The organism is Hymenobacter psoromatis, from assembly GCA_001596155.1.
GTDB lineage: Bacteria > Bacteroidota > Bacteroidia > Cytophagales > Hymenobacteraceae > Hymenobacter.
Genome location: CP014771.1, coordinates 1,648,654 through 1,669,703 on the forward strand (window position 1 = coordinate 1,648,654; position 21,050 = coordinate 1,669,703).

Here is a 21,050-nt window from a genome sequence, read left to right on the forward strand (position 1 = left end):
CTTACCCTTGCGGGGCGGGGGTAGGAACCTTTCCAATGACCTTCGCCGGGATGCCCACGGCTACGCTATCGGGCTCGATATCTTTGGTGACCACGCTGCCCGCGCCGATAACCGAGTTGGCCCCAATCCGCACGCCCGGCAGCACGACGGCCCCGGTGCCCAGCACGCAGTTGGGACCCAGCGCCACGTGCCCCGACAGGTGGACGCCGGGGCTTAGCTCGCAGTAGTTCCCCACCACGACATCGTGGCCGATGGTACAGTTCAGGTTAACCAGCACGCCTTCCCCCAGCGTGATGTCGGCGGTGAGCACCGCGCCACTCATTATGTTGCAGCCGGGGCCTAGTGTGGTGCCAAACACGCCAATGGTGGCCCGCGGCGAGAGCGTTGAGGTTAGTATGCCGCCGGCCTGACGCAGCTGGTGGGCCAGCAGCCGGCGCGTTTGGGGGCGGCCGGTGCCCAGGGCAAAGCGCGGGTTTTGGGCCAGCCACTGCCCGGCCGCGGCCGGGGTGCGCAACACCGGGTAGCGCCCGAACAGCAGCGCGGGGGCATCGGGAGTCAGGTCGTCATAAAACGCCAATTTTACCTTATTGTCGGCCTGGTAGATGACTTCCAGCACTTCTTTAGCAAAGCCTTGGGCCCCTGCGATTAACATAAATAGAAAATGCGATGAGTACGAGTGGCTTTATAGCGAGCTAATGGCCGCCAGGTGAGCCGTGAAGTGCTGATTGTGCCACTGCACGGTGCCCGCGTCCTGCCAGCCGGCGGCCAGCTGCTGATTCAGAAAATCGGGCTGCCAGGTGGTGGCTTCGGCAATTTTTTTGACCTTCACCTGAAAGCGGCAGCTGGTTAAATCGACCTGGTGCTGGTGAGCCCAAAAGGCGGTGAAGCTGCGGAGGCTGGCTTCCAGGCGCGGCTGGCTGATGCGCCCCGACACGGTGCCGTAGGTCCATTTGAGCCACACTGCCCCGGAGAGGTAGGCCCCCGGCTGCCCGCTGGGCCGGGTGAGGGGCAGAAACTGCTCGACGCCATCGGGACCCGTGTAGGTAACGGCCACCAGGCGGGTGTAGCCCGCGAAGTGCTCGTCGAGCGCGATGGGATGGTTGGTAATGCCAAAAAAGTTGCGCGCCGGCCCCGCTGTTGCCGCTGACACCCGCGCCAGCCCCCGGCCGGCCCACGTGCCGTCCAGCCCCGACTTGCGCCGCAGCAGCTCCACCAGCGGCGTTTGGTAAGAGGCCAGGCCTTGCAGCAACACCAGCCCCGCCAGCCCCAGCGCCGCGCCCGCCGGCTTAAAATCGCGCCGCGCCTCCCCTGGCGGTAATTGCCCGGCTTCGCCGGGGGTAGGGAAGGCCGGCGCGAAGAAGCCGCGGATGCCCGGCAGGCGCAGCAGCCGCGCCAACGGCCGCAGGCCAGCAGTAGCCGCGGGCCGCAAGCGCTGCCAGCAGCCCGCCGGCACCAGCAGCAAATACAGACTGCCAAAGCCGATGGCAAACAGCGGAAACGGAAACAGCAGCAGAATGCCCAGGTGCAGCCCGACGCCGATGGTCAGCACCACCAGACGGTACTTGCGCCAGGGAAACAGGAAGATAAAGAAAAACTCAAAGGCCAGCGTGAGGTAGCCCAAAAACTTGACCAGAAACTCATTATTCAGGATAAAGGAGCCGTTGAGCCGGGTTTCGTAGGGTAGCGACAGGGTTTTCCACATGCCCAGGCCGGCCAGCCACATGGGCGAGGTCAGCTTATAAAGCGTCGAATCAAGGTACACGAAAGCGAGGCCGAGCACGATGGGCGCGTAGTAGGCCAGCTGGCTGACCGTAGTGGGCGGCTGGTAGCAAAACCGGGTGGTCGAATAGCGGAGTTGGAGCCGCAGCCGGTCGAGCGACAGCCGGCGGCTCAGGGGCAGGAACAGGAAGAGAAAGCTCATGCTGATATACACCGGCGTCATCATGTAGGCGTAGGTTTTCAGTGAGGAAAAAAACACCAGGCAAAACCCATAGTTTACCAGCGCCGCCGGCCCCGTAAACAGCCCGAGCACCAGCAGGGCCAGCGTCATCATCCACAGCAGCAGGGGGGTAGTGAAGCCAATCTCCCCCGTTTCTAGGAAGGGAATTACGTCGAAGACGAGGTGGCGGAAGTAGAAGAGGTGGAGCACCTCGGCCAGCAGCACCAAGCTAAAAACAATGCGAAAAACGGCCAGCCCCGTGCCATCCACCTGCTTGTCATACACCCGCTTAAACTTCTGGTAAAGCGTAGGCCAACGGGCGCGCGGGGGGTAGGAAAACGGCATGGGAGGAAGAGCGAAAATACGGCGGCAGCAAGTTAGCGCGCGGCAGAAGCCTGGGCACCGCGCCGGGCCAGGCCCCTGGCCAGCCGCAGGCCGGCCCCGGCCAGGCTGGCCAGGCCATCGAGGCGGAAGCCTGAGCCCAGGCGCACGGCTTGCCTGATAAAGCGGCTCGCCTCGGCCGGGTAGCCGCTATTGGCGTACACGTTGGCCGTGGTCAGGTACAGGTCGTAGAGGTGGGCGCGCAGTGGGGCGCGGTGGGGCGTGCCGGCGTAGTGGTGCCACAGCTGCTCATACATTCGCAAGAAACTCAGGATGTTGAGGTGGCGCGGGGTCCCCGACCAGATGCCCCCCTGGTGAATGCGGTACACGCCCATCACGTCGGGTAGCCGCTTCACCTTGCCCAGCTCGGCACACAGCACTACCAGCGGAAAGTCGATGGGCTTGACCGCGAACAGCCACGCCGGCCACGCCACCAGCCCGTTGCGCAGCACGATGGAGCCCGTGCTGACCACTGTGTAGATGGGCAGCAGGAAATCAGCAAACGTAAACACGTCCTGCGTCAGCGCGTGGGGCACCGCGTTGGGCCGCGAGCCATCCTCGTACTGGTCAGCCACCGCATGAAAGCACAGCGAAAAGTCGGGGTGCGCGTCCAGCCACGCCACCTGCTTGCGCAGCTTGCGCGCGTCGGTCCAGTAGTCGTCGCCTTCGAGCAGGGCCACGTACTGGCCCCGGCAAGCCGCCAGGCAGGCCCGAAAATTGGCCCCCATGCCCACGTTGCGCGGGTGGTAGATGGGCCGCAGCCGGTCGGGGTAGCGCTGCGCGTAGGCTTGCACGAGGCGGCGCGTGCCATCGGGCGAGCAGTCTTCGCCCACGATTAGCTCGTAGGCAAAGTCCACGTCCTGCGTCAGTACGCTGTCGAGGGCCTGGGCCAGAAATTTTTCGTGGTTGTAGGCCAGCACTACCACGCTCACTTTGGGGATTGGCGAAGCCGTTGGTTGCATAGCGGGCGGCCTTAAACGGGCACGGTGCTACCCACCGCCAGCCGCACCAGCCCGGCAATGCGGACTACCTGCTCGGCCGGGAGCTGGGGGTAGAAGGGCAGGCACAGCACCCGCGCCGCCACGTCTTCCGACACTGGGCAGGGTGCCGCGTCCGGCAGGTAGGGCAGGTGGTTGAGCGAAGGGAAAAAGTAGCGGCGCGTGTCAATGTCGTGTTCGGCCAGCAGGGCCTTCACTTGCAGCAGCTGCTGCTCGTCCTCAAACAAGACCGGAAAGTAGGCGTAGTTGTATTCGGTGTGCGCGGGAATAATGGGGTAGTCCAGCGGCAGGCCCGCCAGCTCGTGCCGGTAGGTGCGGTAAAGCTCGGCGCGGGCCGCTATAAACCCCGTCACCCGCGGCAGCAGGCACAGGCCCATCGCCGCGTGCAGCTCCGAGTTTTTGCCATTAATGCCGACCCGGAAATGCTCGTCGCCCACGTGGCCAAACGACTTCAGCAGGTTGAGCTCCCGCGACAGCGACTGGTTGTTCAGGAGCAGCGCCCCGCCTTCGGCAGTGTGGAAGAGCTTCGTCGCGTGAAAGCTACAGGCCGTAATATCGCCATAGCTCAGCAGCGAGCGGCCCCCTAGCCGGGTGCCAAACGCGTGCGCGCCGTCGTAGATGACCCGGAGCCCGTGCCGCCGGGCAATGGCCGCAATCGCCACCACATCACAGGGGTAGCCATACACGTGGGTAGCCAGAATAGCCGTAGTGCGCGGGGTAATGGCGGCCTCAATCTGGCTGGCATCCAGGCAAAACGTCCGGGGCTCAATGTCCACGAACACCGGCACGCAGTGCTCCCAAAGAATGGCGGAAGTAGTGGCCACGTAGGAAAAGGGCGTCGTAATAATCTCCCCCGTCAGCGCCAGGACCCGAATAGCCAGCTGCAAGGCAATAGTGCCATTAGAGGTGAAATGCACGTACGGAATATCCAGATACCGGCTCAGCTCCTCTTCCAGCTGTAGCAGCAACGGCCCGTTATTGGTCAGCCGGCCGCGCTCCCAGATGCCCTCCAGGTAAGCGCTGTACTCCGCCAGGGGAGGTAGGAAAGGTTGCGTAACAGTAATCACAGCAAGCTGAAAAGTGGTATAATTAAACTAAATTTGGTATTATTCTCAGTAATTTCTATCTCTTACGAAGAAAAGCACTTCAGGGTAAGAAAAGTTCGTATAGTAGCCACGGCAATCTGAACGGTACCAGGCAATATATAGCTACTGGAGAGGTTGCGGAGTTAGTGGGGGTAGGTGCCTGGCTCCCGCTTCCGTTCAGCGACGGGCGGGGGCAAGCCCCGCCCCTACTCGCTCAAGCTCTACCCGGACTTTGAAAATATCTCTTTAATAATATTAGCATTTCATTACTTATACAATTCATTTATCATCACTTCGCTTTGCGCGCAATGACAAACGTCTTTTGCGTAAGCCCTACAGCCGTCGTTGCTGCCGGGCCAACGGGGCAGGATGCCGGCGGGCGCTCAAACCCATTGCCGGCGGTCTGCCGTAGTAGGGCGACCGCCCTCGTAGCAGCGTTGTTGCTCCTCTGCTGCTTACCTCATGAAAAAACCCTGGCTGCCGCAAGCATCTGCCTACCTCAGCAATCACCATGTGCTATCACTGGCGGGCAACCTGCTGGCGTCGGGCCTGAGCATCGTTTCGGTGGCGCTCCTGTTTCGGGCATTATCGGTGCGTGACATTGGGGTATGGGTGCTCTTCAGCTCCACCATCGGGCTGGCCGATTCCTTCCGGGCGGGGTTTCTGACTACCGCTTTCGTGCGGGGCCGCGCGGGTGCCTCGCCCGCCCGCACCGCCGAAGTAACCGGCTCGGCCTGGGCCATTGCCCTGGTCATCACGGGGGCGCTCGGGTTGCTCAACCTAGGGGCCGCCCTGCTATTTGAGGCCGCTTCTCACCCCGAAGCCCTGTTGCTGCTGCGGTGGTTTGGGATAGTGTTGGTGGCCTCGCTTCCCAATTTTATGGCGGGCTGCGTGCTCCAGGCCGAGCTGCGGTTCGACCGCTTGCTCTACCTGCGGCTGCTCACGCAAGGCCTGTTTGTGGCGGGCATTGCGGGGCTGATGCTGACCCACACCGCGAGCCTGGACAAGGTGGTGTACGCCTACGTGGTGGCCACGGCGGCCACGGCCCTGTTCATACTGGCGCGGGGCTGGACGGGGCTGGGCAGCCTGGCCAGCCGCACCAGTGCCTGCGTGCGCGAGCTGGCGCACTTTGGCAAGTATAGTGTTGGCAGCTACTTGGGCTCCAGCCTGCTGCGCAGCTCCGACACCTTCCTTATCAGCCTGCTGCTCGGCCCCGCCGCGCTGGCCGTGTACAACCTGCCGGGGCGCTTTTCCGAAATCATTGAGCTGCCGCTGCGCAGCTTTATCGCCACGGCTACGCCCGCCATGTCCGCCGCTTTTCACCAGCACAAGCTGCCCGAGGTGGCGCGCCTGCTGCGCAAAAACGCGGGCATCCTCACCTGGGCTTTTGTGCCACTCGTGCTGGGTACCATCTTCCTGGCCGATGTGCCCGTATATCTCATCGGAGGCGGCAAGTACCGGGGCACCGAAGCCGCCAATCTGCTGCGCATCGGCATGGTCATGGCCCTGCTGTATCCCATCGACCGGTTCGTGGGCGTGGCGCTCGACGTAGTAAACCAACCCCGCCTGAATTTGCTCAAGGTTTTTTTAATGCTGGCGGTCAACGTGCTGGGTGATGTAGGGGCGCTCCTCCTATTTCATAGCCTCTACGCCGTGGCCCTGGCCAGCATCCCGACTATTCTGATTGGCTTTGGGTTCGGCTATCACCAGCTGAAAAAATTCCTACCCCTCTCCCTTGCTTCCATCCTGGCTACCGGGCTGGCAGAAATCCGGGAACTAGCCCTGCGCTTAGCCGGCAGGCCCACCCGCCCACTGCCGGCCAGCAGCCACGCCGAGCCACTCGCATGACTATCGCCCACCTGATTCTGGCTCATAAAGCGCCGGCCCAGCTCGAACGGCTGGTGCGGGCCTTGGCCCACCCGCAAGACAGCGTATTCATTCACCTCGACCGGAAGACGGATTACCGGCCCTTTGCCCGGCTGGCGACCTTGCCCAACGTGCGGTTTACGCGCCATCGCCTGGATGTGAAGTGGGGTGGCTACAGCCTCACGCGGGCCGCGCTGGAAGGGATGCGCGAAATTCTGCGCGCGCCGGCAACCTATGATTTTATTAACCTGCTCAGCGGTGAAGACTATCCCATCAAGTCTGCGGCAGTCATTCACGACTACTTAGCCCCGCACGTGGGCCGCTCGTTCATGGCCTTTCAGCCGGATGGCGCGGCCTGGTGGCAACACAACCAGCGCCGGCTTACGCAGTATCACCTAACCGATTTTCGCTTCCGGGGACAATACCTTACGCAGCAAGTGCTCAATCACTTGCTGCCCGTCCCCAAGCCGTTGCCCTTGGCCATCCTCAACGGCGACAACGCGGGTGGCTGGTATACCCTAAGCCCTGGCTGCGCCGCCTACGTTATCCGTTTTCTCGACGACCGCCCGGCCTTGCGCAGGGCGGCCCGCTTCACCTGGGGCTCCGACGAGTTTCTGCTCCATTCTATCCTGCTCAACTCTCCCCTGGCTCCTACCCTCATCAACAACAACCTGCGCTACATTGACTGGCGGGCGGGGGGTAGCAGCCCGAAAGTGTTGACCTGCGCCGACTTGCCGGCCCTGCTCGCCTCGCCCCAGCTTTACGCCCGTAAGTTTGACCTCCACCAGGACAGCAGGGTGCTGGACCAACTGGACCGGGCCAACCACCCGCAGGCCTACCCAGTTGCCCCCCCCAGCTGCGCCGCGGCCTAGGCCGTGCGAACGCCGCCACGCGACGGGTTATTACTTAGCAGGCAGCCTCGTAATTTCGCCCTCCCGTGGTGAAGCTCTCCGTCGTCATTGTTAATTACAACGTTTGCTATTTTTTGGAGCAAACGCTACTATCGGTGCGCGTGGCGGCGGCGGCGCTGGGCGAGCCGGTGGAGGTTTTCGTGGTCGATAACCATTCGGCCGATGACTCGGTGGCAATGGTGCGGGCGCGCTTTCCGGAGGTTATTCTCCTTGAAAACCAGGATAATCCCGGCTTTTCCAAAGCCAACAATCAGGCGTTGCGCCGCGCCACCGGCCAGTACCAGCTGCTGCTGAACCCCGACACGCTGGTGGAAGAAGCCACCTTCCAGCGCTGCTGCGACTTTATGGATGCGCACCCGCGCTGCGGCGGCCTGGGCGTGCAAATGCTCGATGGCCAAGGCTGTTTCCTGCCCGAAAGCAAGCGCGGGCTCCCTACCCCGGCGGTGGCGTTTTATAAGATATTCGGGCTGGCGCGGCTGTTTCCGGGCTCGCGCACCTTCGGGCGCTACCACCTGGGCTTTCTCGATAAGGAGGAAGCCCACGAGATAGAAGTGCTCAGCGGCGCCTTCATGCTGCTGCGCCGGGCCGCGCTGGAGGGGGTAGGGCTGCTCGACGAGGACTATTTTATGTACGGCGAGGACATCGACCTCTCGTACCGGCTCACGCGCGGCGGCTGGCAGAACTGGTACTTTCCCAGCGTCCGCATCCTGCATTACAAGGGCGAAAGCACCAAGCGCACGAGCGTCAACTACGTGTTCGTTTTTTACCGGGCGATGGTCATCTTTGCTCGTAAGCACTTCGCTACGGGCCAGGCCGGGCTATTTTCGGGGCTGATAAACGCGGCCATCTGGCTGCGGGCGGGCGCGGCGGTAGCCCAGCGCCTGGCCAGTGCCGCCGCCCCGGTGCTGCTCGACGCAGGCCTGCTTTACGCGGGCATGTTCGCGCTCAAAATATACTGGGAGCGCAACCACAAGTACGTGCCCCTGCCCTACCCCCCCCAGTATATGCTGGTGGCCGTGCCGCTCTATATTATCGTTTGGCTAACAACCGTTTGGCTGAGTGGGGGCTATGACCCGCCGGCCCGCGCCAGCCGCGTGGTGCGGGGCGTGGCCGTGGGCACGGTCCTCATTTCGGCCGTGTCGAACTTCTTCGACAGCTGGCGCTTTTCGAAGGCGCTGATTGTGCTGGGCGGGGCCTGGGCGGTGGCGGCGCTGGTGGGCCGGCGGGTGTTCAGCCACTGGCTGCGCCACGGCAACCTGCGCCTGAGCGAGAACCGCCCCAAAACCCTGGCCATCGTGGGCAGCCGCGCCGAAAGCCAGCGCGTGCGCCAGCTGCTGGCCCAGGCCCAGGTGCCCGTCAAAATCATCGGCTACGTCACCCCTAACACCCCTCCTACCCCCCTACCCCCCCACCCTCCTGCCTCAGAAGACCACCTCGGCACGGTGGCCGAGCTGCCTGCGCTGCTGCGCATCTACGGCCTTAATGAGCTGATTTTTTGCGGCCAGGACCTGCCCGCCAGCCACATTATCGACCTCATGGCCCGGCTGCCGGCCCAGCCGCCGGTGGCCTTCAAGATTTTGCCGGCGGGCAGCCAGTACATCATCGGCAGCAGCCGCAAAGACGCCCCCGGCGACTACTACGCCCTCGACCATTCGTGGCGCCTGGGCCAGCCCGCCCAGCGCCGCAACAAGCGCCTGCTCGACCTGGTTATTACGGGTATAGTAGTGGGAATGAGCCCCGTATTGCTCTGGGGCCAGCGCCGCCCCGGCGGCCTGCTGCCCCACGTGGCCCAGGTGCTGCGCGGCCGCCGCAGCTGGGTGGGCCTGCGCTTCCTGCCCGAAGCCAGCCGCTACCCCGCCGTGCTCTCGCCGGCCGACGTGGCGGCCACTGCCGAGCTGCTCTCCCCCGAAACCCGCTGCCGGCTGGAGCGGCTCTACGCGCAGGACTATGCGCCCAGCTTTGACTTGGAGGTGGTGTGGCGCGGCTGGCGCAGACTGGGGGGGTAGGGAGCGCGCTGTTTGCTACGAAAGCTAGCTGCCGGCGCTGCGCGTAAGCATCACCAGCAGAATTACTTGCGCCGGGTTTTTGGGCGACAACTTGTTCTCGAAGCTGTCCAGCTCGTAGCCTCGGGCCAGCCATTCTTTCACTTCTTTGAAACCCAGCAGCTCCGCTTTGGTGAAGGGCACGGGCGCGACCGGCGACCCGGCTTTTGGCACCTCGGAGAGAAACGTGAGGATTTTGGTAACGGGCAGGTCGGTGGTCGGCATGACTGATTCAGCGAGAATTATTTTGGTGACTTATCAACTGCTGTTACGCAACGGGGAGTAGCGCGAACTTTGTAGTTCGCGTCCCCGCGCCGTTATGATGGCTTTAACGGCGCGGGGACGCGAACCACAAAGTTCGCGCTACTCCCTGTTGCCATCTCGAATAAGGTAGTGCGTAACAGCAGTTATCAGGTAACGCCTAAGAGTCGGACAGCTACGATTGTTGTCTTTACGCGGATTAAGTGCGCAAGAACCAGCGGTTTTCGAATACTTTTGCGACTCGCACCTTCTTTTATCGATTAAGAATATGGTTCCCAGCAACTCTACGGCTACCGCGCCGGCCGACCCGACCGCCTACTTCTCCGACCGCGTGCTCCAGATTGAGGAGTCGGCGACCATCGTGATGGCCAAGAAAAGCCGCGAGCTGGCCGCACAGGGCGTGGACGTGATTAACCTGAGCTTCGGCGAGCCCGATTTTCAGACCCCGCAGTACATCAAGGACGCGGCCAAAAAGGCAATTGACGACGGCTACACCTTCTACACGCCGGTGCCGGGCTACCTCGATTTGCGCCAGGCTATTTGCGACAAGCTGCTGCGCGACAATCAATTGACCTACGCCCCCAGCCAGATTGTGGTGAGCACCGGGGCCAAGCAGGCGCTTAGCAACATCATCATGACGCTGGTGAATCCGGGTGATGAGGTGATTGTGTTTTCGCCCTACTGGGTGAGCTACGCCGCGCAGGTGGAGCTGGCCGAGGGGGTAGTGGTGCCCATTATGGGGTCGCTGGAAAACGACTACAAGGTGACCGCCGCCGAGCTGGCAGCCGCCATCACGCCGCGCACCAAGGCCGTGATGTACTCTTCGCCCTGCAACCCCACCGGGGCCGTGTTCAGCCGCGCCGAGCTGGGGGCCATTGCCGAGGTGCTGGCCCGGCACCCCCACATTTTCGCCATCGCCGACGAGATTTACGAGTACATCAACTTCACTGAGGAGCACGTGAGCCTGGCGCAGTTCGCGCCGGTTAAGGACCAGGTAATCACCATCAACGGCTTCTCCAAAGGCTACGCCATGACGGGCTGGCGGTTGGGCTACCTGGCCGCACACCCCGCCATCGCGGCGGCCTGCGACAAGCTGCAAAGCCAGATTACCTCCGGCACCTGCTCCATCGCGCAGCGCGCCGGCTTAGCCGCCTTGCAGGGGGGTAGGGCCTCGGCCGATGAAATGGTGACCGCCTACCAGCGCCGCCGCGACCTCGTGCTGAACCTGGTAAAAGACATCCCCGGCCTCGTCACGCCGACCCCCGACGGCGCGTTCTACATCTTCCCCGACGTGTCGGCCTTTTTCGGCCGCACCGCGCCCGATGGCACGGCCATTAATACGTCGTCCGACCTGGCGCTGTACCTGCTGCGCGACACCTACGTGTCGGCCGTGAGCGGCGACTCGTTTGGCGCGCCCGCCTGCATCCGTTTCAGCACCGCGGCGGCCGATGCGAAGCTGACCGAGGCGTTTGGACGCATCAAGCGTAGTTTGGGGGAGTTAAAGTAGCCAGGTTTAGCTAAAGAAAAAGAAGTCCGTCCTTGCGAGCGCAGCGCGGCAATCGCCCCGGAACGAAATCGTTCGGGTGTCGTTCCGGGGCGATTGCCGCGCTGCGCTCGCAAGGACGGACGATTTGCGTAAATCCTGCTTTAGCTAAACCTGCTGCCGGGCCCGGTCAACTATCTGCTGTAACACCCCTAGTAGCTTGGCCAGGTCGCTGATGAGGTAGCGGGCTTCATCCAGCGTAAATACCTGGTTCTCGAATTTCAGGAAGCGCCATTCGATGCCCGTGGTGGCGCAGCCGTAGAGGGTAGGGATAATTTTCTTGTCGCGCTCGTTGAGGCGGGAAGCGCCGATGAGCTGGGCCGCGCACTGCGCTGTGCCCCATTCCACGTCCTGCTTCTTGGCTTCGGTAATGCAGAAAATCGGGGCCTTGATTAAGTCCTGAAGGCGAGTGAACGACAGCACGAAATCGCATTCGCCATTTAGGCCCCGCGCCGGCTCCACGTTCAGGTTTTCTCCCGAAATAACGGCGAACTCGTACTGATTGCGGTGAACCAGCTCCATGAGCACGGGGCTCACAATGCGCTCGGAGCGGGATTTTTCGCTGCCGAAGCCGGCCTTGGTGGCTAGCTCGATGGTTTCGGTCAACCAGGCGCTGGGCTCGACCGTCGGGGCGGGGGCAAACAGGTCGGCCCCCTGGAAGTCTACCCCAAACTCGGTGCCCAAGCGCTCCAACGTAAAATCACTGTAAGCCATATCCCAAAGATACGCCCTACCCCCGCCGTACCTTTGCGGCACTTATGAACTTGCTTTCCGCCGAGAATATCTCGAAGAATTACGCCGACCGCTGGCTGTTTCAAAACCTGAATTTTGGCTTGCAGCTGGGGCAGCGCATTGCCTTTGTGGGCATTAATGGCACCGGCAAAACCACGCTCCTGCGGGTGCTGGCGGGCCTCGAAAATCCCGATACGGGGCTCGTGACGCGCCGCCAGGGCATCCGGGTGACCTATTTGGGGCAGCAGCCGGTGTTTGATGAAAGCCTGACGGTGGAGGAAACCATCTTCGCCAGCCAGAACGACACGCTGCGCGCCGTGAAAGACTACGAGCACGTCGTGAACGACCCTAACCACAAGCCCGACGACCTCCAGCGCGTGATGGAGCGCATGGACGCCCTCAATGCCTGGGACTACGAGTCGCAGGTGCAGCAAATCCTGGGTAAGCTGGGCATCCTGGGTGAGCTACTGACGCGCAACGTGAGCAAGCTCAGCGGCGGGCAGCGCAAGCGGGTGGCCCTGGCCCGCGTGCTCATCGAAGAGCCCGACGTGCTGCTCCTTGACGAGCCTACCAACCATCTCGACCTCGCCACTATTGAGTGGCTGGAGAACCGCCTGAACTCGCCCAGCCTCACGCTGCTCATGGTGACCCACGACCGGTACTTCCTGGACAAGGTGGCGAACGAGATTGTGGAGCTGGACAAGGGCACCATGTACCGCTACCAGGGCAACTACGCCTACTTTGTGGAGAAAAAGGCCGACCGCGAAATGCGCGAAACCGTGGAAGTGGAAAAGGCCCGCAACCTGTTTCGCAAGGAGCTGGAGTGGATGCGCCGGATGCCGCAGGCGCGCGGCACCAAGCAGAAGGCGCGCATCGATGCCTTCTACATCACCAAGGAAAAAGCCAGTACCAACCTCAGCAAGCAGCAATTGGAGCTGAGTGTGAAGACCACCCGCCAGGGCGGCAAAATCATTGAGGCCGAGCACCTGAATAAGAGCTTTGGCGATAAGGTGGTGCTGGATGATTTCAGCTACGTGTTCAAAAAAAAGGACCGTATTGGGCTGGTGGGGCCGAACGGCGCGGGCAAGTCCACGCTGCTCAATATGCTCACCGGCAAGCTGAAACCCGACAGCGGCGTGGTGGACGTGGGCCAGACCACCGTGTTTGGCTACTACACCCAGACGGAGCTGGAATTCGACCCTACCCAGCGCGTCATCGACATTGTGAAGGAGGTGGCCGAAGTGGTGGAGCTGGCCAACGGCGACGTGCTCACCGCCAGCCAGTTCCTAACGCTTTTCCTCTTCCCGCCGGCCCAGCAATACACGCTGGTGAACAAGCTCAGCGGCGGCGAGAAGCGCCGCTTGCAGCTGCTGCGCGTGCTGGTACGCAACCCCAACTTCCTCATTCTCGACGAGCCGACCAACGACCTGGATTTGGGCACGCTCAACATCCTGGAGGACTTCCTGCTGCACTTTTCGGGCTGCCTGCTCATCGTGAGCCACGACCGCTACTTCCTGGATAACCTGGCTGAGCACCTGTTTATTCTGGAGCCGGGCGGGGCGGTGCTCAACTTCCCCGGCAACTACACCGACTACCGCGACTACCTGGCCGAGCGCGAAACCGAGGCCGCCCTCGAAGCCGAAGAAAAAGCCGCCAAAGCCGCCCGCGCCGCCGCCCGGCTCACGCCCGCCGCCCCTACCCCCCCGCCCGCGCCCCAGCCCGCCCGACGCCGCGCCAGCTTCGCCGAGAAAAAGGAGTTTGAGCAATTAGGCAAAGACATTGCCGCGCTGGAAACCGAAAAGGAGCAGCTCGTGGCCAGCCTCGCCGCCGGCCGGGGCTCGCGGGAGGAGCTGACGAAGTGGCCCGCCCGCTTGCAGGCCGTGGATAAGGAGCTTGATAATAAGGGGGAACGCTGGCTGGAGCTGAGCGACTTCGTGTAGCGCGAACTTTCCAGTTCGTGCGCGAGCAAAGCGAGCAGGCGGGGCCACGCAGCACTACCGATTATGCTCGCTTTGCTCGCGCACGAACTGGAAAGTTCGCGCTACTGAAACGGCCGCCTGCAAAGTCGGGCGGGGCTAGGCGAGTAGGGTGCTGGGGAAAACCTCCGCCCACTCCAGCCCCAGGCCGGGCAGCGTGGCGCAGGGCACCGGGCCGGGGCCGCCATACTCGCCCGCCAGCTGGTAGCGGCCGGTACCGGCATCGCGCACGAAGGCGCTGATGGCCTGCTCGCCGGGTGTCACAATCCAGTATTCGCCTACTCCGGCTTCCTCGTAGAGGTCGTACTTGCCCTTCCAGTCGCGGGCGGCGGTGCCGGGCGAGAGCACCTCGATGATGAAGTCGGGAGCCCCCAGGCAGCCGCGCCGCTCTATTTTGTCGGGGTCGCAGATAACGCAGATGTCGGGCTGCACCACGGTGTAGATGGCCTGGTCGGCGCTGGTGCCCGGCTGGGGCAGGCGCACGTCGTAGGGGGCCAGGCGCACTTGGCAGGGCTGCCGCCGCAGGTGGGCCTTCAACAAATAGTGTAACTCGCCCACTACGGCCTGGTGGTCGTCGGTGGGTCCGCTCATGCGGCGCATGATTTTACCGCGCCACAGCTCCACCAGCTCCGTGAACTGCCAGCTCAGGTAGTCGGCGTAGGAATAAGTGCCATTCGGGTCGAGGTCGGCCAGGGAGGTGACGGGGGCGGTGAGGGTAGGCATAACTCAAAAATACGCCGCGCCCGGCCTGGCTCCGCTACCAGGCACAAAAAGCCCCGGTGCGGGGGGCACCGGGGCGCTTGCAGTTGAAAAGAGTTAAGAGTGATGAGTTAAGGGAGATGGGTTAAGAGTGATGAGTTAAGAATTCAGTGTCCAAATTCTTAACTCTTAATTCTTAACTCTTAACTCAGACCAGAAGCGTGGCGCGGCGGGCCACGATGGCGGCGAGCACGGCCGTGAGGGTATCGACCTGGGCCTGCACCTGGGCCGCGTCCACGGAGGCGAGGAAGCGGTCGGTGCCGGTGGTGGTGCGGTTGCGCTTGAGCAGCTGCTTGCGCTGGGCTTGCAGCAGCTCCAGGGCATCGGCGGCATCCTGCTGTTGCAGGGCCGTGAGGCCGGGCAGGGTAGCCTGGCCCTGGGCCACCACGATGTCGGCCTCTTTGCGGGCCAGGGCGGCCGCGCCGCTGGCCTGACTGCGGGTGGCGCGGTCGTCGGCCAGGTCGAGGCCGGTGTCGCGGTAGCTAAACGTTTTCAACTCGTAGGTCACGTCGGCGGTGGCGGCATCGCACTCGGCTTTGGTAGTGAGCAGGCTGTAATCGGGGTTCATAAAAAGGTGGGGAAAAAGAGGAGAGATGAAATTCTGGTGAAATATAAAGCATTTTTTTAGCTTCATTAGTTTCCTCCTATTCTTTGGTGGCATTGCCGATACTCCCCTGGCCTCGGCCGCAGGGCTATTAAGTTCTAATGGCGCGGGCATTCATTCCTGCCTAGCCCCTGGCTATCATCGCCCTCCGCGTGCGCCTCACCCCCTAGCCCCCTCTCCGAAAAGGAGAGGGGGAACTAGTTTTTAGTTCTAAAAAAAGCTAAAAATCAGGATTGGATTTAGTCCCCCCTTCTCCTTTTCGGAGAGGGGGCTAGGGGGCGAGGCGCACGCGGAGGGCGATGAGAGCCAGGGGCTAGGCAGGGGTGAACGCCTGCGCCATTAGAACTTAATAGCCTCCCGAGGTAGGGTGCGGGGCTTGCCCCCGCCCGTCGTTGAACGAACCCGATGCGAGACGTTCAACGCCGGGCGGGGGCAAGCCCCGCACCCTACGTCTCCAGGGCGGCGGCCTCGGCCAGCAGGCCGGTGGCCTGCGCCCGCAGCCGGTGCCAGCGCGTGGCGGCGGCCGGGGCCAGGGGCTGGGCGCGTTGCCGCAGCCAGCCGGCCAGCCAGGCGGCGTGCTCGGCGGCGCGTTCCGCATCGGCGGGGTCGGCGGGTGGGTCAGCGGGCGGGGCCTGGGCGGCGGCCAGCAGAGCGGGCAGGGCGGCGGCCCAGCGCTGGGCCACGCGGGCCTGCCGGGCCAGGGCCGCGGCCTGGGCCAGGCAGCGGGCGGCCCGGTGCCGACACTGGCGGCCCCGACCAGCCAGCTCGGCCGCGTCGGGCGCGGGGTAACCGGGCGGGGCAGCAGCGGGCGACGCAGGCATGGCGGGCGCGTCGGCGGCCTCCGCGGCGGCCTCGGCGGCGGCGCGGGCTTCGGGCGGGGGCAGCTGGCGCAGCAGCGGCAGCAGGGCCGCCTGCCCGGCGGGGCCGAGGCGGCAGCGGCCGGTTTCGACGGCGTGCAGCAGCGGCTGGCTTACCCCCAGGTACAGGGCCAGCTCGGCTTGCCCCAGGCCAAACCAGGCCCGAACACTGGCAACTACGTGGGTGGAAGGGGCGGCGCGGCGCGGCATAGAACGGGGGTAAGAAAGAGAAGCCGGACGAAACGGTGGTTATTTATTTTTCAGAAAATTAAGAATAAATTACCAGCTTTTGCTAATATGGGTAATTTATTTTTCGTTTTTCTATAAATAAATTACCACTCCATCTCAAATGTGGGCGGCTTGGGCAGCGGGACCTTTTGCGGGGGCTGCTCCCTACTCTTGCCCAGGCGGCCGCAGAGGGCTCATGCAGGGCCATTGGCCAGGCTGTGCCGGCCGGGCCGCCACCCACGGCAACCTAGTGGGCGCGGGCGGGCGGCCTTGTGCGGACGAATATAATTTATTTGCATAATTCAAATTCGGTGATTATTTTTACGAAGCCTCAGTTTAATAAAAAGACTTTTATTTAAGGTTCATTTGCACTATTCACCAATTTATTCTCACTATTTTGAAAAACATTTTTTATAATTATTCCCTTAACGGCCTACTAAAGCTTTTTATAGTCCTACTTCCCGCCGCCGCCGCCGCCCAGATTTTGCCGGGCACCGTGAGCGCCGGCGGCAGCCACTGCGTGGCGCTGGCCGCCGACGGCACGCTGCGCGCCTGGGGCAACAACAGCTTTGGGCAATTGGGCGACGGCACCACCAGCGCGCACGCCAGTGCCGGGCAAGCCGGCTCGGTCGCCACCTATGCCCAGGTGGCGGCCGGCGGCAGCCACACCCTGGCCCTGCGCGCCGATGGCACGCTCTGGGCCTGGGGCAGCAACGGCTATGGCCAGCTCGGCACCGGCACCCTCACCGATGCCGCCGTGCCCACCCAGGTCGGCTCCGGCACCACCTGGAAGCAGGTAGCGGCCGGCTTTGCCTACAGCGTGGCGCTGCGCGCCGACGGCACCCTCTGGGCCTGGGGCGACAATTCCTACGGCCAGCTCGGCAACGGCGGCACCACCTATCAGACTACTCCCGTGCAGGTGGGCACCGCTGCTACCTGGCTCAGCGTGGCCGCCGGCGACTACCACACCCTGGCCGTGCGGGCCGATGGCACGCTCTGGGCCTGGGGCCTGAACGGCGACGGCCAGCTCGGCAATGGCACCCTCACCGATGCCGCCGTGCCTACCCAGGTGGGCACCGCCACGAGCTGGCGCGGCGCGGTGAGCAAGGGGGTGCATTCGCTGGCGATTCAGGCAGATGGCAGCCTCTGGGCCTGGGGGGGCAATTATTATGGCCAGCTCGGCGACGGCACTACCAGTTCGCAAGCAGCGCCCGAGCAGGTGGGCACCGGCCGGCTCTGGCGCCAGGTGGCCGCCACTTTTCAGACTAGCGCCGCCATCGCCGCCGATGGCACGCTCTGGACCTGGGGCAACAACGGCGATGGCCAGCTGGGCAGCGGCACCACCGCTTCCTCCCTTACCCCCATCCAGGTGGGCAGCGCCACCAGCTGGGTGAGCGTGAGCCTGAATAATTACTACAGCCTGGCCCTGCAGGCCGATGGCTCGGTCTGGAGCTGGGGCTACAACCGCGATGGCCAGCTCGGCGACGGCACCACTGCGCCGCACGGCAGCCCCGCGCTGGTGCCCGGCGTGGCCGGCCTGCCCACCCGCGGCGTGGCCGCGGGCGGGCAGCACAGCCTGGGCATCACCCCCACGGGCCAGCTGATGGCCTGGGGCCTGAACGCCAACGGCCAGCTCGGCGATGGCACTACCACCCCGCGCCCTACCCCCGTCACCATTGGCGCGGCGACGAGCTGGGTACAGGTGGCGGCCAGCGGCGGTGCCCACAGCCTGGCCCTGCGCGCCGATGGCACGCTCTGGGCCTGGGGCCTGAATGCGGATGGGCAGCTCGGCACCGGCACCACGGCCAGCCAGGCGGCACCGGTGCAGGTGGGCACCGGCCAGCTGTGGCAGCAGGTGTGGGCGGGTGCCCGGCATTCGCTGGCCCTGCGGGCCGATGGCACCCTCTGGGCCTGGGGCTATAACACGGACGGCGAGCTGGGCAACGGGGCCATCAGCAGCCAGCCCAGCCCCGTGCAAGTGGGGGCGGCCGCGACTTGGCGCGGCGTGGGCGGGGGCAGCTTTCACACGCTGGCCGTGCGGGCCGATGGCACCCTCTGGGCCTGGGGCCTGAACGCTGATGGCCAGCTGGGCACCGGCTCCACCACGAGCCAGCCCAGCCCCGCGCAAGTTGGCACCGGCACGAGCTGGGCGGCGGCTACGGGCGGCGCGGGCTTCAGCCTGGGGCTGCAGGCCGATGGCAGCGCCTGGGCCTGGGGCGGCAATGCCAGCGGCCAGCTCGGCACTGGCACCACCACTGCCGCCCCGACGCCCGCGCCAGTGGCCGGCGGCGCGGGCTGGACGCAGGTGGCGGCCGGCGACAGCCACGGCATGGGCCGGCGCGCCAACGGCACGCTCTGGGCCTGGGGCCTGAACGCCAACGGACAGCTCGGCGATGGCACTAGTATTCAGCGCCCTACCCCCACCCAGGAAGCCACGCTGGGCACCAGCTGGCTGGCGGTGAGCGGCGGCGGCACGCACGCGCTGGCCCGCACCAGCGTGGGCCCTGCCTTCCCCTCAACCGGCAACAACGCCGCCGGCCAGCTCGGCGACGGCACCACCACCCAAAGCCTGCGCTACGACCGCCTCACCGGCCCGCTGCCCGTGCAGCTGGTGGCTTTCGCGGCCCGGCGCGCCAGCCCCGCCACCGTGGCCCTGACCTGGACCACCGCCGCCGAGCTGCAAAACGCCGGCTTTGGCATCGAGAAATCGGCCGACGGCCTCGCCTTCGAGCGCGTGGGCTTCGTGGCCGGCAACGGCACCAGCAGCCTGACCCACAACTTCAGCTTCGCGGTGAATGAAAGCGCGGCGGCTTATTACCGCCTGGCTCAAACCGACCTCAACGGCACCATCAGCTACTCGCCGGTGCGGTGGGTGAGCGGCGCGGCGGGGGTGCTCAGCCTCTACCCCAACCCCACGGCGGGCGCGGCCACGCTCAGCGGCACCGCGGCGGGCGCGCCCGTGCGCGTGCTCAATAGCCTGGGCCAGCTGGTGGCCACGGCCACGGCCGACGCGGGGGGTAGCGCCCAGCTTAGCCTGCCCACCGGCTTTTACCTGGTGCAGGCCGAAGGCCAGACGCTGCGCCTGAGCGTGCGCTAGCACCGGGGCGGGCCCACGGCAAAGCCGCGCCAGCGGGCGGCGTTCGGGCGATAATCGCTCGAACGCCGCCCGCTGGCGCGGCTTCACTGGTTATAGCTGAGGCTAAGCTTTCCAGAGCTCGTGCTCCTGGCCCTTGCTGGTGGTGAGGATGAAACGGGGCGGGTTGGCGCGCAGCACGAGGCGCACGCGGCCAGGATATTTCTCCGAATCGACCCACACGCCGTCTTCCTTTTGCGGGGTGTCGGTGGCGGGGAGGTAGGCGGTGGGCAGCAGCACGTCGGTGTCAGACTTGAGGTCAACATGCACTTTGTCCAGCACCTCTTCCAGGTCGGTGCCGTAGTCGTCGTTGAAATCATCTTCGAGGTCGTGCAAGGACTCCTCCACGTCATCGTAGCGGGCGTCGTCGTAGGTGAGCGTGTGCAGCTCAGCTTTTTTCTCAATCAGGGCCAGCAGGGCGGCGTTCAGGTCGGCGGCGTTCATCGGGGCGGGCAGTGGAATGACAAAAGGAAGTAGTTGCGCCACAAATTTGCGCATGAAACGCCAAACCGCCCGCCCCGCCCCGGCGCGGGCGGCGCGCGCCGCCGCCAAACCCGCCCGGCGCGCCCCGCCGGGGCGGGCACCAAAACCGCCGGGCCGGGCGGGCCGTTAAGCCGGCCATGTTGCTTCCTTACTCTCTGGCCGGGGCCGCGCTGCTGGCCCTGCTGCTGTTTTTTTACCGCTACCTCACCGCCGACCAGCGCCGCCGCCAGGCCGCGCTCGCTACCCCCTTCCCGGCGGCCTGGCGCACGCTGCTCACCGAAAACGTGGCCTTTTACGACGGCCTGGAGGACGCCGAAAAAACCCGTTTTGAGCGGGCCATGCAGCTCTTTCTGGCCCGCACCCGCCTCACCGGCGTGCAAACCGAAGTGGACGACCTCACGCGGGTGCTTACGGCGGCGGCGGCCGTCATTCCGGTGTTTGGCTTCCCCGACTGGGAATATCCGACGCTGCACGAGGTGCTGATTGTGCCTGACGCCTGGCAGCTCGAAACCCGGCCCGACCAGGAGGTGCAGTCGCTGCAAGGCACGCTGCTGGGCTCGGTGCAGCGCTTCCAGACCTCGCAGTATATGCGCCTGAGCCGCGCCGCCCTGGTGCAGGGCTTCGCCGATGCCGAGGACAAGCACAACGTGGGCGTGCACGAGTTTGCGCACCTCGTGGACGAGGCCGACGGCGAGATTGACGGCGTGCCCAACGCGGGCCTACCCCCCGCCCTGCGCCCAGTCTGGGCCGAGGTGATGCAGCGCGAGCTGGCCGCCATCCGGGCCGGCCACTCCGACATTGACCCCTACGCGGGCACCAACGAGGCCGAGTTTTTCGCCGTGGTGAACGAGTATTTCTTCGAGCGCCCCGAGCAGTTGCAAGAACATCACCCCGAGCTATTTGACCTGCTCAGCCAGGCCCTGCACCAGCACCCCGAGCAGACGCTCACCGCCCACGGCCGCCACCTCGACCCGCGCCAGTGGCTGCGCCAGCTGCGCGCCCAAAAGAAGGTGCTGGGCCGCAACTCGCCCTGCCCCTGCGGCTCGGGCAAAAAGTACAAGGACTGCCACCTGGCCCAGACTACGTAAAGGGTATCAAAACAAAGATTTCAAGGAGTGGTCACCCCCAACAGCGCCTGCTGCATGGGTGCGCCGCCCTCCATACACTGGCTAAGCCACACGGCGATAGCCGCTTCGCTCAGGCCATTTTGATGCAGGCTGCTACGCAGGAAATCGCAGGTAGCGCGGGGGGT

The 21,050-nt window shown here is 64.4% G+C and carries 17 protein-coding genes; 7 read left to right on the forward strand and 10 right to left on the reverse strand.

The features are described 5' to 3' along the window. Position 1 precedes the first annotated feature (1 nt). From A0257_07045 to A0257_07060, 4 genes are read right to left on the reverse strand one after another with little or no spacing between them, the layout of a single operon-like run. Complete coding sequence (locus A0257_07045; GenBank protein ID AMR26884.1) at positions 2 to 652, reverse strand: hypothetical protein; 651 nt, start codon at positions 650 to 652, stop codon at positions 2 to 4. Positions 653 to 682: 30 nt separating this feature from the next. Further along, positions 683 to 2,284 (reverse strand): hypothetical protein, encoded by a 1,602-nt coding sequence (locus A0257_07050; protein AMR26885.1) that lies wholly within the window; start codon positions 2,282 to 2,284, stop codon positions 683 to 685. Between the two features lie 32 nt (positions 2,285 to 2,316). Next, a complete protein-coding gene (locus A0257_07055; GenBank protein ID AMR26886.1) occupies positions 2,317 to 3,282 on the reverse strand; it encodes a hypothetical protein in 966 nt (321 codons plus the stop codon). Between the two features lie 11 nt (positions 3,283 to 3,293). Next, positions 3,294 to 4,385 (reverse strand): aminotransferase DegT, encoded by a 1,092-nt coding sequence (locus A0257_07060; GenBank protein AMR26887.1) that lies wholly within the window; start codon positions 4,383 to 4,385, stop codon positions 3,294 to 3,296. Between the two features lie 480 nt (positions 4,386 to 4,865). On the opposite strand from A0257_07060, the gene A0257_07065 reads away from it, so the two are divergent. The 3 genes from A0257_07065 (at position 4,866) to A0257_07075 (ending at position 9,186) form a co-directional block, all read left to right on the forward strand. Beyond that, positions 4,866 to 6,251, forward strand: coding sequence for a hypothetical protein (locus A0257_07065; GenBank protein AMR26888.1), 1,386 nt, complete (start codon positions 4,866 to 4,868; stop codon positions 6,249 to 6,251). Continuing rightward, positions 6,248 to 7,141: a hypothetical protein gene (locus A0257_07070; GenBank protein AMR26889.1), complete on the forward strand. Its 894-nt coding sequence runs from the start codon at positions 6,248 to 6,250 to the stop codon at positions 7,139 to 7,141. The genes A0257_07065 and A0257_07070 overlap by 4 nt, the downstream gene beginning before the upstream one ends. 65 nt (positions 7,142 to 7,206) lie before the next feature. Then, on the forward strand, positions 7,207 to 9,186 hold the full coding sequence (locus tag A0257_07075) for a hypothetical protein (GenBank protein AMR26890.1): 1,980 nt from the start codon (positions 7,207 to 7,209) through the stop codon (positions 9,184 to 9,186). 24 nt (positions 9,187 to 9,210) lie between these two features. On the opposite strand, the gene A0257_07080 is transcribed toward A0257_07075, so the two are convergent. Then, positions 9,211 to 9,447: a hypothetical protein gene (locus A0257_07080; GenBank protein ID AMR26891.1), complete on the reverse strand. Its 237-nt coding sequence runs from the start codon at positions 9,445 to 9,447 to the stop codon at positions 9,211 to 9,213. Positions 9,448 to 9,751: 304 nt separating this feature from the next. Here A0257_07080 and A0257_07085 point away from each other — a divergent pair, with 304 nt between their 5' ends. Continuing rightward, positions 9,752 to 10,990 carry an aspartate aminotransferase gene (locus A0257_07085; protein ID AMR26892.1) on the forward strand — a complete coding sequence of 413 codons (1,239 nt, stop codon included), beginning with the start codon at positions 9,752 to 9,754 and terminating at the stop codon, positions 10,988 to 10,990. Between the two features lie 144 nt (positions 10,991 to 11,134). On the opposite strand, the gene A0257_07090 is transcribed toward A0257_07085, so the two are convergent. Next, on the reverse strand, positions 11,135 to 11,740 hold the full coding sequence (locus tag A0257_07090) for a hypothetical protein (GenBank protein ID AMR26893.1): 606 nt from the start codon (positions 11,738 to 11,740) through the stop codon (positions 11,135 to 11,137). 44 nt (positions 11,741 to 11,784) lie between these two features. Between A0257_07090 and A0257_07095 the strand changes: the two genes are divergently transcribed. Beyond that, the gene (locus tag A0257_07095) at positions 11,785 to 13,698 is read left to right on the forward strand and encodes an ABC transporter (protein ID AMR26894.1); all 1,914 of its coding nucleotides are present in this window, start codon (positions 11,785 to 11,787) and stop codon (positions 13,696 to 13,698) included. Positions 13,699 to 13,833: 135 nt separating this feature from the next. Here A0257_07095 and A0257_07100 read toward each other — a convergent pair whose 3' ends face one another. The 3 genes from A0257_07100 to A0257_07110 form a co-directional block, all read right to left on the reverse strand. Continuing rightward, complete coding sequence (locus A0257_07100; protein ID AMR26895.1) at positions 13,834 to 14,457, reverse strand: restriction endonuclease; 624 nt, start codon at positions 14,455 to 14,457, stop codon at positions 13,834 to 13,836. Between the two features lie 184 nt (positions 14,458 to 14,641). After that, the gene (locus A0257_07105; protein ID AMR26896.1) at positions 14,642 to 15,061 is read right to left on the reverse strand and encodes a hypothetical protein; all 420 of its coding nucleotides are present in this window, start codon (positions 15,059 to 15,061) and stop codon (positions 14,642 to 14,644) included. A 482-nt stretch (positions 15,062 to 15,543) separates the two neighbouring features. Beyond that, positions 15,544 to 16,164, reverse strand: coding sequence for a hypothetical protein (locus A0257_07110; GenBank protein AMR26897.1), 621 nt, complete (start codon positions 16,162 to 16,164; stop codon positions 15,544 to 15,546). Between the two features lie 415 nt (positions 16,165 to 16,579). On the opposite strand from A0257_07110, the gene A0257_07115 reads away from it, so the two are divergent. Further along, positions 16,580 to 19,279 (forward strand): hypothetical protein, encoded by a 2,700-nt coding sequence (locus tag A0257_07115; GenBank protein ID AMR26898.1) that lies wholly within the window; start codon positions 16,580 to 16,582, stop codon positions 19,277 to 19,279. Positions 19,280 to 19,381: 102 nt separating this feature from the next. Here A0257_07115 and A0257_07120 read toward each other — a convergent pair whose 3' ends face one another. Beyond that, complete coding sequence (locus A0257_07120) at positions 19,382 to 19,759, reverse strand: hypothetical protein (protein ID AMR26899.1); 378 nt, start codon at positions 19,757 to 19,759, stop codon at positions 19,382 to 19,384. A gap of 176 nt (positions 19,760 to 19,935) precedes the next feature. On the opposite strand from A0257_07120, the gene A0257_07125 reads away from it, so the two are divergent. Further along, the gene (locus A0257_07125) at positions 19,936 to 20,886 is read left to right on the forward strand and encodes a peptidase (protein AMR26900.1); all 951 of its coding nucleotides are present in this window, start codon (positions 19,936 to 19,938) and stop codon (positions 20,884 to 20,886) included. Positions 20,887 to 21,050: the final 164 nt, after the last annotated feature.